Origin of the sequence: Parafrankia sp. Ea1.12 (assembly GCF_900465275.1) — a bacterium.
In the GTDB taxonomy this organism is placed as follows: Bacteria; Actinomycetota; Actinomycetes; order Frankiales; family Frankiaceae; genus Parafrankia; species Parafrankia soli.
The window spans coordinates 1-15,983 of sequence record NZ_UBIZ01000544.1 but is presented as its reverse complement, the minus strand read 5'-3'; the positions used below and the strand labels follow the sequence as shown (position 1 = coordinate 15,983).

Annotated in this window: 13 protein-coding genes; 8 read left to right on the top strand and 5 right to left on the bottom strand. The window is 72.0% G+C overall.

The genetic code is table 11. The annotated features are described in order from the left end of the window. Positions 1-100: 100 nt before the first annotated feature. Both bluB and FMEAI12_RS31025 read right to left on the bottom strand, forming a co-directional pair. Positions 101-787 (bottom strand): 5,6-dimethylbenzimidazole synthase, encoded by a 687-nt coding sequence (gene bluB, locus FMEAI12_RS31030; RefSeq protein ID WP_071064912.1) that lies wholly within the window; start codon positions 785-787, stop codon positions 101-103. Between the two features lie 40 nt (positions 788-827). Next, positions 828-1,976 carry an acetyl-CoA C-acyltransferase gene (locus FMEAI12_RS31025; RefSeq protein WP_071064913.1) on the bottom strand — a complete coding sequence of 383 codons (1,149 nt, stop codon included), beginning with the start codon at positions 1,974-1,976 and terminating at the stop codon, positions 828-830. Between the two features lie 750 nt (positions 1,977-2,726). On the opposite strand from FMEAI12_RS31025, the gene FMEAI12_RS31020 reads away from it, so the two are divergent. The 6 genes from FMEAI12_RS31020 (at position 2,727) to FMEAI12_RS30995 (ending at position 10,701) form a co-directional block, all read left to right on the top strand. Next, complete coding sequence (locus tag FMEAI12_RS31020; protein WP_235014866.1) at positions 2,727-3,287, top strand: Trp biosynthesis-associated membrane protein; 561 nt, start codon at positions 2,727-2,729, stop codon at positions 3,285-3,287. An 86-nt stretch (positions 3,288-3,373) separates the two neighbouring features. Then, positions 3,374-6,046, top strand: coding sequence for a glycosyltransferase family 2 protein (locus tag FMEAI12_RS31015; RefSeq protein ID WP_112108816.1), 2,673 nt, complete (start codon positions 3,374-3,376; stop codon positions 6,044-6,046). 27 nt (positions 6,047-6,073) lie between these two features. Further along, a complete protein-coding gene (locus FMEAI12_RS31010) occupies positions 6,074-7,660 on the top strand; it encodes a galactose oxidase-like domain-containing protein (protein WP_243657659.1) in 1,587 nt (528 codons plus the stop codon). 120 nt (positions 7,661-7,780) lie between these two features. Then, the gene (locus FMEAI12_RS31005; RefSeq protein ID WP_112108814.1) at positions 7,781-8,953 is read left to right on the top strand and encodes a glycoside hydrolase family 6 protein; all 1,173 of its coding nucleotides are present in this window, start codon (positions 7,781-7,783) and stop codon (positions 8,951-8,953) included. Positions 8,954-9,113: 160 nt separating this feature from the next. Next, the gene (locus FMEAI12_RS31000) at positions 9,114-9,737 is read left to right on the top strand and encodes an SCO family protein (protein ID WP_235014862.1); all 624 of its coding nucleotides are present in this window, start codon (positions 9,114-9,116) and stop codon (positions 9,735-9,737) included. 127 nt (positions 9,738-9,864) lie between these two features. Next, positions 9,865-10,701, top strand: coding sequence for a methyltransferase domain-containing protein (locus FMEAI12_RS30995; protein ID WP_112108813.1), 837 nt, complete (start codon positions 9,865-9,867; stop codon positions 10,699-10,701). On the opposite strand, the gene FMEAI12_RS30990 is transcribed toward FMEAI12_RS30995, so the two are convergent. Both FMEAI12_RS30990 and FMEAI12_RS30985 read right to left on the bottom strand, forming a co-directional pair. Beyond that, positions 10,650-11,486 (bottom strand): helix-turn-helix transcriptional regulator, encoded by an 837-nt coding sequence (locus tag FMEAI12_RS30990; protein WP_235014868.1) that lies wholly within the window; start codon positions 11,484-11,486, stop codon positions 10,650-10,652. The genes FMEAI12_RS30995 and FMEAI12_RS30990 overlap by 52 nt on opposite strands. Continuing rightward, positions 11,384-12,271, bottom strand: a complete 888-nt coding sequence (locus tag FMEAI12_RS30985; protein WP_235014860.1) for a DUF4184 family protein — start codon at positions 12,269-12,271, stop codon at positions 11,384-11,386. Before FMEAI12_RS30985 ends, FMEAI12_RS30990 begins: the two co-directional genes overlap by 103 nt. Before the next feature lie 260 nt (positions 12,272-12,531). On the opposite strand from FMEAI12_RS30985, the gene FMEAI12_RS30980 reads away from it, so the two are divergent. Together FMEAI12_RS30980 and FMEAI12_RS30975 are read left to right on the top strand one after the other, a co-directional pair. After that, positions 12,532-12,963, top strand: a complete 432-nt coding sequence (locus tag FMEAI12_RS30980; RefSeq protein WP_112108811.1) for a VOC family protein — start codon at positions 12,532-12,534, stop codon at positions 12,961-12,963. Positions 12,964-13,390: 427 nt separating this feature from the next. Next, positions 13,391-14,311 (top strand): SAM-dependent methyltransferase, encoded by a 921-nt coding sequence (locus FMEAI12_RS30975; RefSeq protein WP_112108810.1) that lies wholly within the window; start codon positions 13,391-13,393, stop codon positions 14,309-14,311. On the opposite strand, the gene FMEAI12_RS30970 is transcribed toward FMEAI12_RS30975, so the two are convergent. Then, complete coding sequence (locus tag FMEAI12_RS30970) at positions 14,275-15,867, bottom strand: carboxylesterase/lipase family protein (protein ID WP_235014858.1); 1,593 nt, start codon at positions 15,865-15,867, stop codon at positions 14,275-14,277. The genes FMEAI12_RS30975 and FMEAI12_RS30970 overlap by 37 nt on opposite strands. Positions 15,868-15,983: the final 116 nt, after the last annotated feature.

Below are 15,983 nucleotides of genomic sequence, written 5' to 3'. Positions count from 1 at the left end.
CCCTCACCCGGAGTTGCGTGGCGGGTCGGTGGCTCCTTCCCAGGCCCCGCCCCCGGGGTGGCGGCTCCGGGGGCGGCTCCGGTCGCGGCGTGCGCTCCGGTCAGTCCGGGGGGCCGGTTCCGTTCCCGACCGTTGCCTCGGCTTCGGTGGGGGAGGGCGTCCAGCGCTCGTGGTGGACGACGGCGTCCAGCGGGCGGCGGTGGGCCCAGCCGTGGCGCTCAAGGTCGGGGGTGGACTCCAGATGGGTCACCGGTCCGAGGCAGAGCCAGGCCACCGGACGCAGGCCCGCCGGCAGGCCGAGCAGCTCGCGGACGAAAGCCTCCTGGTAGAAGGACACCCATCCGACGCCGAGCCCTTCCGCCGTGGCCGCCAACCAGAGGTTCTCGATCGCCAGGCACACCGAGTACAGGCCGGCGTCGGCGATGGCGTGCCGGCCGAGGACGGCCGGGGCGCCGCGGGACGCGTCGTAGGTGACGGCCAGCGAGAGCGTCGACTCCAGCACGCCGTCGATCTTGATCTCCGCGAAGCGCTCCGCCCGCTCGCCGCTGAGCGTGGCGGCGAACACCTGCCGCTCGTGCTGGACGTGGGCGTGCAGCGCCGCCTTCGTCGCGGCGTTCGCCACGAGGATGAAGTCCCACGGCTGACTGAGGCCGACGCTGGGCGCCGCGTGCGCCGCGGCCAGCACACGGCGCAGCACACCGGGCCCGAGCGGCTCCCCGGTGAACTGCCCGCGGACGTCCCGACGCTGCCGGATGGTCCGGTAAAGCGCCTCGGCGACGGGATTCACTCCGGCGGATCGGGGTCGGGGATCCTCCGGGAGCGGCTGGTCAGTCAGTGACGAGTTCCACAACCGCGGCGTTGGCGGTGCCGCCGCCTTCGCACATGGTCTGCAGCCCGTACCGGATGCCGTTGTCGCGCATGTGGTGGGCGAGGCGGGTCATCAGGATCGCGCCCGAGGCACCCAGGGGATGCCCGACCGCGATGGCGCCGCCCAGCGGGTTGAGGACCTTCGGGTCGGCGCCGGTGTCCGCCAGCCAGGCCAGCGGGACGGAGGCGAACGCCTCGTTGACCTCGAACGCGCCGATGTCACCGATGGAGAGCCCGGCCCGGGCGAGCACCTTCTCCGTCGCCGGGATCGGCCCGCTCAGGACGAGCAACGGGTCGGAGCCGACGACCGCGCCGCTGTGGTAGCGCACGATCGGTCGCAGGCCCAGCTCGCGCGCCTTCTCGGGCGTGGTCACGAGCAGCGCGGCGGCGCCGTCGGAGATCTGCGAGGAGCTTCCGGCGTGCAGCAGGCCGTCCTCGCCGGTGACGGGCTTGAGCCCGGCGAGCTTCTCCGGCGTCGTGCCGCGCCGCAGGCCCTCGTCGACGGTGAACGGGCCGGACTCGGTCGGGACGGCGACGATCTGCTGCTCGAAGGCGCCGGCGTCGATCGCCGCCGCCGCGCGCTCGTGGCTCAGCGAGGAGAACTCGTCCAACTGCTGGCGGGAGAAGCCCCACCGCCGCGCGATCCGCTCGGCGCCGACGATCTGGTTGAAGTCGGTGCCGTCGTAGCGTGCCTTGGCGCTCGGCCCGTAGGGCTCGCCCATCTGCCGGGTGGCACCCATCGGGATGCGGCTCATCGACTCGACACCGCCGGCCACGACGAGGTCCTGCTGGCCGGACATGACGGCGAACGCGGCGTGGTCGAGCGCCTGCTGGCTCGATCCGCACGCCCGGTTCACGGTGACCCCGGGGACACTCTCGGGCCAGCCGGCGGCGAGGACGGTGTACCGGCCGACGTTGCTCGACTGGTCACCGAGCTGGGTCACGCACCCCCACTGGACGTCGTCGACGAGCGCGGGATCGATCCCGGTCCGGTTGACGAGCTCGTTGAGCACCAGGGCGCCCAGCTCCACCGGGTGCACGCCCGCCAGGGAGCCGTTGCGCTTCCCGATCGGCGTGCGCACCGCCTCCACGATCACTGCTTCTCGCACGGCAGTCCCTCTTCTCTCGTCCCTGCGCCCAACCGTGCCACAGTTCGTGCCTTGACGTCCCTGCCGCCCGACTCGTTCCGGGGCCCACCGTGACGAGTGGCACACGAGCACGCGCCGGGGCTGCGCCGTGCGCGTCGGCGGCACCGTCGTAGACGTCGACTGCACCGTCGTAGACGTCTACGACACCGCGCGGGCCGTTCTCCTGTTCGTCCCGACCCGCGCGTCGATCGGGCTCGGTGATCCCGACCACCGTTTGGGCACCCTCGTTGGTGTCGAGATTCACCGGGTGCCGCACGTTGATTCGGGACGGCCACGAAGGCGCGGCGGCTGGCTACGCACAGACGTCGTCGCGCTCCAGGCAGGCCAAGTAGCACGCACGCGAACAACTCCGGCCGAATAATTGACGCTCCGGCGTGCGCGAGCAGTGTGGCCGATGGGCGACCGTCCGCCACCTTCGAGCCTTCGTGGCAGAGAAAACCCGAGAGCCCGACACTCACGTCACTGTAATGACGTGGTTGCGCTCACAGCACGGTGAACCGTTACGTGAGAGGCACGCAATCATGGCCCGTAAAGCACCACGAGCCAGGGCCCACAGCGGAGGTATGTACGATGACGGCCGATTGACGGCAAGCACTTCGTGTTCCTCGAGGGCGGGATACATCAATGGGGGCGGATTCACCAGCGAGGCCGCGGCCGAGCGGAGCAGAGACGAGAACTCTCCGCTTCCGGCTCGTCACCGCGACTGGACCGGTGTGCTCGCTCGCCGGTGTGATCGCCGCACTCGCGTCGTTCCGTCCCTGGACCCACGCGACCCTCGCCGACCGGGGCGCCGATCTCCTCGTCGTGAACCAGACGGGTTGGGAGCTCGCGCCGGCGGGGCAGCTTGTCTTCGCGGTCGGGGTGGTCGTTACTCTGCTCGTCCTGATCCCACCGGCCGAGGAGAACATCTGGCTGCGCCGACTGATCCCGGTCGCCGGCCTGGTGATGGTCATCATTCCGCTCACCGCGCTGCAGACCGCTGAACCGGTGGCCCGCAAGCTCGAACGGCTCCGAATCGGAACCTTCCAGACCGAGAATCCGACGGCGACCCACGGAAGCGCGTTCGGTCTCTGGGTCATTCTGGCGGCCGGAGCCGTCATCCTGGTCGCGGGATGCGCCCGGCTGGTGTTAGAGCGAAGCGCACGACCCGGCGGCGACGTATCCCGGCCCACAGACGCCGCTTCCCCTCCGGCGGGCCGCGCACCCGACCACGAGCTCAGCTCGGAGCGTGAAGGCGACCCCGACCGCAGTCCCGACCGCGACACATCCTGACCTGACCGCGGAGTCCCGCGCCGAATTCCACAGGTTTACCCAGGATCCGTTCGGCACCATCTCCGCGACGACCGTTTGGGACAGCAGTGGCATACGACTACGCGACCTTCTCGACGCTCGCCGGGCCGTTGACGCGCCCGGCCGAAGGTGCGGTGCACCACGTCGAGTACCGGCGCATCATGGCAGGTCGTGTGCTCTGGCAGGTCATGCCGCTACTCATCGCGACACTGGGCCTGTCGTCGTTGTTCTTCGTCTGGCTTCTCCAGCCCCAGCACTATCCCAGCACGAAATACATACCGACGGCGGTGGCCGTCGGTAACCACATCATGTTCTGGCTGATCGTGGTGACCGAGGGCATCCGCCTGCTCAGCTCCATCATCCTGTGCTGGTCATCAGTGATCATGCGTGACCCGGTGCCGGTGCTGCCGCCCCCGGGGCTTCGAGTGGCGTTCACCACAACGATCGTGCCGTCCAAGGAACCCGTCGACATCGTCCGCGACACCCTGATCGCCGCCCGCAACATTCAGTACAGCGAGCAGATCGACGTCTGGCTGCTCGACGAGGGCAACGACCCGGCCGTGAAGGCGATGTGCCGGGAGACCGGCGTCCACCACTTCTCCCGCAAGGGCGTCGAGAAATGGAACACGCCGAAGGGACGGTTCCGTGCCAAGACCAAGCACGGCAACCACAACTCGTGGCTTGACGCGAACGGCCACAAGTACGACGTCGTGCTCTCCGTCGACCCGGATCACATCCCGCTGCCGAACTTCGCCGACCGGATGCTCGGGTACTTCCGCGACCCGAATGTGGCCTTCGTGGTCGGCCCGCAGGTCTACGGGAACTTCCGGCACTACCTGACCCGGGGCGCCGAGGCCCAGAACTACATGTTCCACTCGGTGATCCAGCGGGCCGCGAACCGCTTCGCGGCCGGCATGTTCGTGGGTACCAACCACGCCTACCGGGTGTCCACCTGGGAACAGATCGGCGGGTTCCAGGACTCGATCACCGAGGACCTGGCGACATCCTTCGCCGTGCACGGCTCGTTCAACGAGGTCACCGGGCACCGCTGGACGTCGGTCTACACCCCGGACGTGGTCGCCGTGGGCGAGGGCCCGGCGAACTGGACGGACTTCTTCAGCCAGCAGCTGCGGTGGGCGCGGGGCGCCAACGAGGTGATGGTCACCGAGGCCCCGCGGCGACTGAAGGCGCTGAGCTGGGGACCGCGCCTGCACTACCTGACGCTGATGGTGCACTACCCCACCGTCGCGATCACCTGGATCGTCGGCAACCTGCTCACCGTGCTCTACATGGCGCTCGGCTCGACCGGCGTCCTCGTCAACGTCTCGTTCTGGCTGGCGCTCTACGTCGACGTGTTCGTCGCGCGGATGCTGCTCTACTTCTGGCTGCGGCGGTTCAACATCAGCCCGCACGAGGAGAAGGGCAGCGCGGGCATGAGCGGGATCTTCGTGTCCGTGCTGTGCACGCCCTTCTACTCGACGGCCTTCGTCGGCGCGCTCACCCGCCGCAAGCTCGGCTTCGTGGTCACCCCCAAGGGGAACGCGGCCAGCCCGGACCGCCTGATGACCTTCCGCAAGCACCTGTTCTGGGCGGCGGTCTCGGGCGGATCCGTGGCCGGAGCCGCGGTCTTCGGTCACCTGTACCCGGCGAACATGGTCTGGGCCTCACTGTCGATCATCACCTGCCTGATTCCCATCGGGCTGTGGCTGATCGAGCCGATCCTGGCCCCGCGGCGGGCGGTCGCTCCCAACCCGTTGCCGGCCGCCCACATCCCGCCGCAGCGCACCGGCGACCGCGCACCGGCCGACGCGCGCCCCGGCGCCCAGCGCCGCGCCGACCGCACCCCCGCCGGTCGCGGCGGCGTCGACCCGGCCACGGTCGAGACGTCCACCCTCGACCCGAGCGCCGCGGACACGACCGTCATGGGGGCGATCGGCGCAGGGAGCGCCAGTGGGAACGGGCCCGGCGGAAGGGGACCCGGCGGGAAGGGATTCGGTGCCAGGCCGTCCGACGTCGACCCGGCGACCGTCGGCACGCCGCTCCCGGAGGCACCCGGCACCGAGCGGACGGTTCCGCCCGTCCCCCCGCCGGCGCCGCCGCTCACGCAGCCGCACCCGGTACGGCCGGCGCGCCCGAACCAGCCCCGGCCCGCCCAGCCACGCCGGGCCCAGCCGGGACGTCCCGCCGCACCCGGGCGGCGGCGTGCCAGGCCGGCAGGCTCCCCGGAGCACGCCGGCGCCGGGCGGGCCGGGGGGGAGCGCGACGATCCGACGCTGACCGGCCTCGAGCCCGTCGGCGCCCGCGGCGGCGCGGCGGGCGGCGGGGATGCCGAACAGTCGCGGCCGCGGGACCCGGGCTGGTTCAGCGACGACACCGTGCGCACGGAGAAGCCGCGGATCGCGGCCATCGTCGCCGCCGCCGACGCCAACAGCCCCGGCACCGGCACCGGCACTCCTGAGGACACGGTCCGGACGTCCCGGCCGGTCGTCGGCGCCGTCCTGGCCGCCGCCGGGCTGCGCCGTGACTCGGCTGACCCCGACGACGTCGATCAGGACACCGTCGTGACTCTCCGTTCCCGGCAGGGGTCGCCGGAGGAGGTCCTCGCCGCCCGGCGGGCGGCGCTCGCCCGGGAGGGCCGCTCCCCCGCCGGCGTTCCGCACTACACCGAGGACGTCACGATGACCCTGCATCCCCGCCGCCGGCGGGTGTCACTCGACGGCCTGTTGGAAGAGATCGGCTGATGGCCATGACGAGAATCTGATGGGACGATGAAAATAATCAGCGGGCCGCGTCGGTGGCGAGTGGTCCAGGTCTGCTGCCTAGCCATTGTCATCGTGGCCGGGAACGGCCCGTTCCTCAGCGCCTGGGCGACCGACAAATACGACACCTGGCGCTCGCACCAGCCGGACTACATGCGTCAGCACGGCCGTTGGGACATCGTCGCAGACCCCGGCTCGCGCTCCATCCACGCGGCACTGCTGCGCACCGGGAAGATTCTGCTGCTGGCCGGATCGGGAAACGACCAGGCCAGCTTCGACGCGAAGCGCTTCGAGACCCTGCTGTGGGATCCGATCGCCAACACCTTCGAGCAGGTGTACACGCCGTGGGACGTCTTCTGCGCCGGCCAGGCGTTTCTCCCGAGCGGTGAGCTGCTCATCGCCGGCGGCACGAAGAAGTACGAGGTCCTCGCCCAGGACTCGCCGGACGGCAAGAAGCAGGAGTACCAGGGGCTGAAGGACAGCTACACGTTCAATCCGCAGACGGAGCGGTACGAGAAGACGGGCGACCTGCAATTCGCCAGGTGGTACCCGACGCTGGTCACGCTGGCCAGCGGCCAGGTGGTCGCGGTCTCCGGCCTGAACGAGAAGGGCGACATCGACCCGGGCAACACGGAGTGGTTCGACCAGGCGAGCCGCACGTGGAACCACAACGAGGGGCTGGTCAAGGAGTTCCCGACCTACCCGTCGCTGCTGCTCGCCGGGGACGGCCGGCTGTTCTTCTCCGGAGCGAACGCCGGTTACGGACCGACCTCGCTGGAAGCCCGCCACCCCGGTCTCTGGAGCCTCGCGGACGGTACGTTCCAGGAGATTCCTGGCCTGCCCGATCCGGAGATCAACGAGACCGCCGGAACGGTGCTGCTGCCGCCGGCCCAGGAACAGCGGGTGATGTTCGTCGCCGGCGGCGGCGTCGGCGACACCCAGGTGGCCACCGCCCGCACCGCCGTCGTCGACCTGGACGAGCCGAATCCCCATTACGTCCAGGGACCGGACACCACCGTCGCGAAGCGCTATCCGGGCGTCGTCGTCCTGCCGGACGACACCGTGCTCGTCTCCGGCGGCTCCACCGCCTACCGCCAGAAGGACACCCAGACGGCGGAGATCTACCACCCGGACACGAACACCTTCACCCCGGCCGCCGACCCGCTCGTCGGCCGGGACTACCACTCGAGCTATCTGCTGATGCCCGACGGCCGGGTGGCGGTTTTCGGTTCGAATCCACTGAGCGACGAAAACTTCTTCGAGACCCAGATCGAGATCTACAGTCCGCCCTACATGTATCAGGGTGAGCGGCCGGTCATCCAGACCGCGCCGACCTCGGTGACCCGTGGTACCACGATCGACCTGGGCGTCTCTCAGGAGGTGTCCAAGGTCCGTCTGATCCGCCCGGGCGCCTACACGCACGTGACCGACACCGAGCAGCGCTCGGTGGCCCTCCCCCTGGTGAGCCAGGCGAACGGCAAGGTGACGGTGAGTGTCCCCGAGAACGGCAACCTGCTCCCGCCCGACTGGTACATGCTCTTCGTCGACAACGGCGAGAACATTCCGTCCGTCGCCACCTGGGTGCAGGTCCAGTGAGCCGCCACCCCCACCATTCGGGCCGGCCGGACGGTCAGTACTAGCCTGGGACGGGTTGAATCGGCACAACACAATCGTCTGGCCCGGCCGGCTGGATCACGGGAGCAGGGGGGATGCCGGGTGAGCCTCCGGGCGGAAGACGGCAACGGGCCGAAGCCGCGGTGGCGCGGGCTTCGGGACCGGCCAGGTCGTACCCGCCTCCGGCGCCGGGCCTGTGCCGCGGGGGCGACGGCGGTCGCGGTACTCGCCCTCGCCGCCTGCAGCGGGGGGTCGGACCCCGGCCCCGCGGCACCCACCGTGACCGCGGGCGCGCCGAACGTTCCCGCCGGTCCGCTGACGGCGGTCGGACCACACTGCCCGGCAGGCGACCCGGCCGGCGCCCAGCGGCCCGCCGAGTCCGTCGCCCCCGCCGATCCGGCTCCGGCGGCGCCCTTCCTCGTCGACCACGGCAGCCAGGCGGCCGAGGAGGCGCAGCGCAACCCGGCCCGTGCCCAGATCCTCGCGCCGCTGGTCAACACCCCCACCGCCTACCCGGTCGGCGACTGGCTGCGGGACGTGCCCGGCGAGGTCCACAAGCGCGCGTCCGCCAGCCGTGACACCGGCACGACCGCGACATTCATGATCTACGCGATTCCGCACCGCGACGCGGCGGCCGGCCACTCCGCCGGCGGCCTGCCGAACGCCGACGCCTACCGGACGTTCACCCGCCAGGTCGCCGGCGCGATCGGCGACGCCCGCGCGGTCATCGTCCTCGAGCCGGACTCGCTCGGCCAGATGGAGAGCCTGCCCGCCGACCAGCAGGCCGAGCGCTACGCGCTGCTCAACGACGCGGTCGGCGTCTACGGCGCGCTGCCCAACACCAGCGTCTACCTGGACGGCGCGAACTGCGGCTGGATGCCCGCGGGAGCCGCCCCGGTGATCGCCGAGCGGCTCCTGCGGGCCGGGGTGAAGAACGCTCGCGGCTTCGCGGTCAACGTGTCGAACTACTACCGGACCGAGGGCGAGGTCGCCCGCGGCGAGGTCGTCTCGGCTCTGACCGGTGGCACCCACTTCGTGGTGGACACCTCCCGCAACGGCCAGGGCCCCGCCGACGGCTTCCAGGACCCGTGGTGCAACCCGCCGGGACGCGGCCTGGGCATCGCCCCCACGACCGAGACGGGCTCACCGCATGCCGACGCGTTCCTCTGGATCAAGACCCCGGGTGCCAGCGACGGCGAATGCGGACGTGGCGACCCCGAGGCCGGCGCCTGGTGGCAGCAGCAGGCGGAGGAGCTGGTCCGCCTTGCGGCCTGAGCGGCCTGAGCGGCCTGAGCGGTCTGCGCCGCCCGAGGGGTCTGAACCGCCAGGCCCGCCGCGGCCGGAGCCTCGACGGAACCGACGGGACTGGCAGGACCGACAGCGCGGGCGGCGCGGGCGGACGTCCACCGGCCTGGCGTGCGCCGCGACGGCGGCCGTGCTGCTGTTCACCGGGGCGGCCTGCGGCTCCGGGGGCGACGGCTCGTCCGGCCCGGCCGTGGTCGATCTCAGCGAGGCCAGCGGGGCGGCCGGGGTGCGCGGTGTGTCTCTCGGTGCCCCCGTCGCGAAGCCCGCCACGACGCTGGTCGACACCGCCGGGGCGCCGTTCGACCTGCGGACGGACCAGGCGACCGCCGGCCGGGTCACGCTGGTGTTCTTCGGGTTCACGAACTGCCCCGACATCTGCCCGACCACCATGGCCGACCTCGACGCGGCGCTGGAGAGCCTCCCCGCGGCCGACCGCGACCGGATCCGGGTCGTGTTCGTCTCGACCGACCCGGACCGTGACACCGGGCCGGTCATCCGCCGCTGGCTGGACCAGTTCGACGCGTCCTTCATCGGCCTGACCGGCACCTGGCCGCACATCAAGGAGTTCGCCGACGCACTGGACGTCGCGATCGAGCCGGCGGTGCGCGAGGCCGACGGCACCGTGAACGTGACGCACAGCGCGCAGGTGACCGCGTTCAGCCCGGACGGCACCGCCCGGGTCGCCTACCTGACGGGCACCTCGGTCGCCGACTACGCCCACGACCTGCCGTTGCTGGCCCGCGGCGAGACCTGACCCGCGCCTGCCGGCGCGGCCGCCCGTCGGGCGAGACAGGACGGCGTCCTGTCCGGTGCGGGCGGCCGCCGTGACGGCCAGGCGACTGTGCGGCCCGAAGTCCCGACCCGCGTACTAGCTTCGCACCGTGACCGATCACGGTGAAGGCGGCCAGAACGCCTATGTGCTGACCCTTGATTCGAGTGAGCTGGCTCGCTACCAGTTCATGGCGGCGGTGGCGCAACAGGACGAGTCCGTCGAATGGACCGCGGCCGGGATCGTCCCCGGCGCGCGGGTCGCGGACGTCGGCTGCGGACCGGCCGCGCTCGCCCTCGCCCTGGCCGCCGTGGTCGGACCGACCGGGAAGGTCGACGCCGTGGACCGGGACCCCGACGCGCGGGCGCTGGCCGGGCAGGTCGTCGCGGCCGGGAAGGCCGACAACATCTCGATCACCGAGGGCTCCGCGGATGCCAGCGGACTCCCGGCCGCCAGCTACGACACGGTGATGATGCGCCATGTCCTCGCCCACAACGGCGGTCGCGAGCAGACGATCGTCGACCACCTCGCGACGCTGGTGAAGCCCGGCGGCTGGGTGTACCTCCTCGACATCGACGCGTCGGCGCTCCGGATCGTCGGCGGCCCGCCGGCAGTCACCGACGTCCTCGAGCTCAATGAGCGGTACCACCGTTTCCACACGGCCCTCGGCAATGACCTGTCCGTCGGGCTGCGGCTCGGCTCCCTACTGCGCACGGCCGGGCTCGTCGACGTCCACCACCGGGGCTGGTACAACGTCAACGAGCCGCCGCCGGGGCTGCGGCCACCGTCCTGGGCCGCCGTACCGGCGATGACGGCCGCCGGGCACGCCCACAGCGACGATGTCGGACGCTGGGAGAAGGCGTTCGCCGAAGTGGACGCCGCCACCGACCGCCCGACCTATTTCGTCCCGGTGTTCTCGGCCCGCGCCCGCCGACCGGTCGGCGGGTAGCCCGCCTCCTCCGCGAGCCAGCGGCTCGGCGGCACCCCGGCCAGCGCGCGGAACTCGCGTGCCAGGTGCGCCTGATCGAAGAATCCGCAACCGGCCGCCAGGTCCGCCAGGGTGAGCTCCCCCGTGTCCCCGGCCACGGCACGCCGGGCGAGCAGACGGCGGGCGTGGTCGAACCGGATGACCCGGGACGCCGCCTTCGGTGTCAGGCCGATCTCGGTCCTGAACCGGCTCCGCAGGTGACGTGCGCTCCATCCGACCTCGGCCGCCAGGTCCACCACCGAGACGGAGCCCCGGGCACGCTCCAACATCGCCCATGCCTCGGCGATCTCCGGCGCGACCGCCGACGTCCGGCACGCGGCCCGCCGACACAGGATGTCGTCCAGCACCGCGAACAGTTCCGCCCAGCCGGAGGCGGCCCGCATCCGCTCCCGCGTCTCCGCACACACGTCGCCGAGGACCGCATCCGCCGGAAGGTCCTGGTCGGCAAGTTCACCCGCGGGCAGGCCGAGGAGCGCCCTCGCCCCGAGCGGCCGCAGCGCGACCTGCACTCCCGACTGGGCGCCGTCGTGTGAGATCAACGCCGGCGAGGTGTGCAGGCCGCCGAGCAGCGTGTCGTAGCCGCCCGGCGCCTGATGCGGATCAGGGTGGCCGACAACGATCAGCGGCTCGTCCAGGGTGAAGATCAGAGTGAGGTACGGCGAGGGCAGGCCGCGGTGCAGGGCAGGTGCGACCCCACGCTGGCGGTAGCCGCTGTACCAGGCGATGTACGGGCGTAACGCGGGCACCGGCGCCGCGCGGACGTACTCGTCCACCACGGCGAACGTGTCGGCTGGCATGGCCATTGCTCCAGTGTGCGGCCCGATGCCCGCCATCCGGCGGCGACCAGGAACAGGCCCGCCACCAGCGCGATCACACCGGTGACGACGCCGCGGAAGGCGACGGCATGCAGCCCGTTCGACGCCTGCGCCAGGCCGACGACAGCGCCGACCCCCGCTGCCAGGGCCACCACCGCCGGAAGAACCGCCGCCTCCGCCGAGTACCGCCGTGGCCGCCGCGGTCCCCGTGGCAGCGCCCGCAGGTGGACGACGACAGCCGCCGCGACAACGACCAGCCCGGCCGCGCCCATGCCGTACTGAAGCCACTTGTAGCCGGGCAGGGCTCCGTGGTCGGCGCTCAGCCAGGCCACATGACGGACACCCCACCGGTCTTCGTGCGTGAAGGCGTCCCACCCGGTGTGCGTCAGGCCTCCGACGACCGCGGCCACCGGGGCCAGCAGCCACTGACGTCCCGTGGGCCGTGCCCGGGGAGGCAGCCGCCGCCTGACCGGATCCGGAGCCAGATCGAGCAGGGCATCGCGAGCCAGGCAGAACCAGACGCCCAACGCGACCAGCGACAGCAGCGGAACGAAGGTCACAACACCGAGCAGACTGTGGCTGAGGTGGTACATCGCCGACCACCCGAGGAACACGGGCACATCAGGAACCATCGACCCGGCCACCATCGCACTCATCGGCAGCCCGAGCCGCCGCAGCGGCAGCACCGCGACGGGATGACTCAACGTGAAAGGCACAGTCTCCTCCACGGTCCCGCGCGGGTCAGGTCACTCCCTGCCGTCCGGCCCGTACCCCCCTGGCACAACTCGTTTCAGGGCGAACCGTGACCAGTGCACCACAAGCACCGGTTGCCCTTCGGAGGTGGCTCACCGGGGAGTTCCGAAACGTCCAAGCCGGGGGCCTTGGGTTCGGCGGATCGTTGGACGGGCCGGACCCGTCCCGGGTCCGCTGACCATCGGCCGCGGAGAGTCTGCCGTGGAGAGGACGCGAACCAGTCATGAACGATGACAAGGCACCGCCGCCCCAGGTCTGGCCGACGCTGCGAGCCCGCGACGCGCGGGCGCTGATCGCCTTCCTCACCGAGGCGTTCGGCTTCGAGGAGGTCGTCTCGTACGGCCCCGCCGACCACGGCGAAGCCGGTGACCGGGTGGACCACGCCGAGCTCGCGTGGCCGGAGGGCGGTGGTGTCATGCTCGGCTCGACCCGTGACAACCCCGACGATCCGTGGGCCTTCCAGCCGGGCGGCTTCGGCGCCTACGTGGTGACAGCCGAGCCGGACGCCCTGTGCGCCCGCGCCCGGGCCGCGGGAGCGGAGATCACCGTGGAACTGCACGACACCGACTACGGATCACGGGACTTCGCCGCCCGTGACCCCGAGGGAAACAGCTGGTCGTTCGGGACCTACCGGGGCGCGCCCCGCCCGACCTGACGGAGGCCGCTCGGGCCCGGGACACTCCGCCGACCTGGGATCGATCCACCCGTCCGGGTCGGTCCGTCGGGCGGACCGACCCGTCGGACCAGATGATCATGGCGAGATCCGGCCCGACGGATCGGGATCAATCGGTCCATGGATTCCCTCGATGAAACATTGGGCGCGAGAACTGTCCGAGTTCGACATAATCGCGGCAAGTGCCCTCCACACATCGTGCCAACACCAGCACGGTGCGCGGTCTCCGGTACCGGCTCTGGTGGTGTTCGCCCGGACGGCTCCCGACCGGCGCGCTCATCGACGAGCGGGTTCCGGACGTCCCGCCCCCCGCCGACCGGTCCTGAAGCGGCTGGTCGCGGGCGGTCCGCGGAGAGCACCCGCCTGGGCGACGGCGGCCAGGGGTGACTGCGACAGCCCGGAGGCGGGGATGGACGAGGCCACGCGCGCTGAGGTGAAATGGCCGGCGCACCGGAGTGCGCCCCAGGTCGAGCTGCGCACCGACGTCCCACATTCCGCCCGGATGTACGACTACTTCCTCGGCGGCAAGGACAACTTCCCCGCCGACCGCGAAGCGGCCGAAGACCTGATGGCCGTCTACCCGGCCACCAGGACGGCGGCGTTACAGGGCCGGTCGTTCATGACGAGGGCGATCCGCCACCTGGCCCGCGACGCCGGGATACGCCAGTTCCTCGACATCGGGACGGGCATCCCGACCAGCCCCAACCTGCACGAGACGGCGCAGGCGGCCGCCCCCGCGGCTCGGGTCCTGTACGTGGACAACGACCCGATCGTGCTGTCGCACGCTCGCGCCCTGCTGACGAGCACCCCGCGGGGCCGGACGGCCTACCTGGACGCGGACCTGCTCGATCCCAGCAGGATCATCCGTTCCGCCGAGCTGCGCGACATCTTCGACCTCGACCAGCCCGTCGCGTTGTCCCTGTTCTCGATCCTGCACTTCGTGCCGGACGACCGGGACCCGGCGGGCATCGTCCAGGAGCTGCTCGGGGCTCTCGCTCCGGGTAGCTACCTGGCGATCACCCACGCGACCGGGGATTTCGTGGCCCCGGAGGTCGCCGAGCTCGGCACCACGATCTACCAGGACCGTGGGATCCTCTTCCAGCCCCGGTCCCGCGCCGAGATCACCGCGTTGCTCGGCGACCTCGAGCTGGTGGCGCCCGGGTTGGTCCCGGCCCATCGCTGGCAGCCGGAGGACGGGTCGGCGGAGCTCACGGATGCCGAGGTCAGCAGCTACGGGGCGATCGCACGCAAACCCGTGAATCGCCCAGACGGCAACAATCACCGGGGCGCGGGTCAGCCCCAGAGGTCGCAGTGGTGTGCCACGGCGTAGCCGGACCGTGCAAGCAGCACGCCTGGCTCGAGGGCCAGCCGGTCCGGAACGGTCGAGTTCCGTTCCCCCGGCCAGGGCGGCCAGCCCGGCAGCACCCGCTCCCCGGATCCCACACCGACGGCTTCGGCGGGAGGCGTGTTCGGATCACCGGTGGCGGCGAACCGTGTCCAGTAGTCGACCATCGCCGCGGACAGCGCGCGCTCGCTGGCGGTCGCCCCCGCGTGCGGCGCGTCCGAGGCGGCGGAGCGGAACAGGTACGGCAGTTCCCCGGCGTGGGTGGCTCCCGTGGCCACGCTGTCGGTCACCGGGCCGAGACCCGGGACGTCGAACTCGTACATGAACGCCCGCCCGGGCACGACAGCCCCCGACCCGGGCTGGCCGCGGGGCTGGCTGAACAGGTCAGCGGAGTGCGCGGTCGGGCAGGCGAAGACCCGGTCGGTGATCACCTGCGCGAGCCGCTCGCGGGCGGGGACGGCCCCCGGCGGGTAGGCCGCGAGGACAGCGTCCGCCCGGTCGGGGATCTCCGCCCGGACGATCTGCGCGAACCGTTCGGCGGTGAGCTCCCCACCGGAGTCGTAGCTGGAGGTGAAGGCCCGCCCCTCGTCGCGCACCGTCCCGAGGAGGACCGGTACCCCCGCCGCCGAGCCGGCGGCGACGGCATCCACCGGGAAGCGGGGCAGCGTCCGGCTGCCGACCACCGGCGCCCAGGTCGGAGCGGTCAGGATGTCCGCCTGCCCGGAGCCGGCGACGATCTGCTCCACCGGCCGCGCCCGCAGGCAGTCGAGCACCCCGGCGGGGTCCGTACAGCCCATTCGGGCGGCGAACTGCTGGCCCGTGCCCTCGGCCGTGGCCATGGTCGGCAGCGACCACTGGCACGGCCCGCTCTGCATGACCGCCCGCTGGAACAGCCCGCGCGCGGACGGCGCTGCCAGCAGCCCGCAGACGTTCACCGAACCGGCGGACTCTCCGAAGATCGCCACGTTCCCCTGGTCCCCGCCGAAGGCGGCGGCGTTCGCCCGCACCCAGCGCAGCGCAGCGATGATGTCCGCCAGGGAGTACGAGCCCGCGTCGCCGCCCGACTCGGTGTTCAGTGCCGGCAGCGCGAGCTGGCCGAGCGCGCCAAGCCGGTAGTTGACGCCCACGAGCACGGCGGGCCCGCCGGCCGCGAACGCGGACATGTCCACATCGTTGGCCGATCCGGTGACAAAGCCGCCGCCGTGGATCCACACCAGCACCGGCAGCCCCGCACCGCTACCGCCAGTACCGCCGCCGCCCGCGGCCGGCGGCGTCCCGGTGGCCCGAGGCGCGTCCGCCGGCATGGTGACGTTCACGAACAGGCAGTCCTCGCTGGCGCCGGCTGCCAGTGGCCCCTCCTGCGGGCATGGATGGCCGCGCGCCGAGCCGTCCCGCACGCCGCTCCACGGGGCCGCCGGGGCGGGCGCCCTCCAGCGCAGCGCACCGACCGGCGGTGCCGCGTAAGGAAGCCCGTAGAAGGAGAGCACCGGCCCCTCGGCCACCCCGCGGACCTCGCCGCCGGTGGTCGCCACGACCGGCACGGCCGTCGCCGTCACCCCGCCGGGGAACTGCCGTACCTGTTCCGCTCCGCCGCCTCGGACGCGCCGCACGCGGGGGCGACCGCCAGCGAGCGCGCGCTGTCCGCGGCGATGGTCGA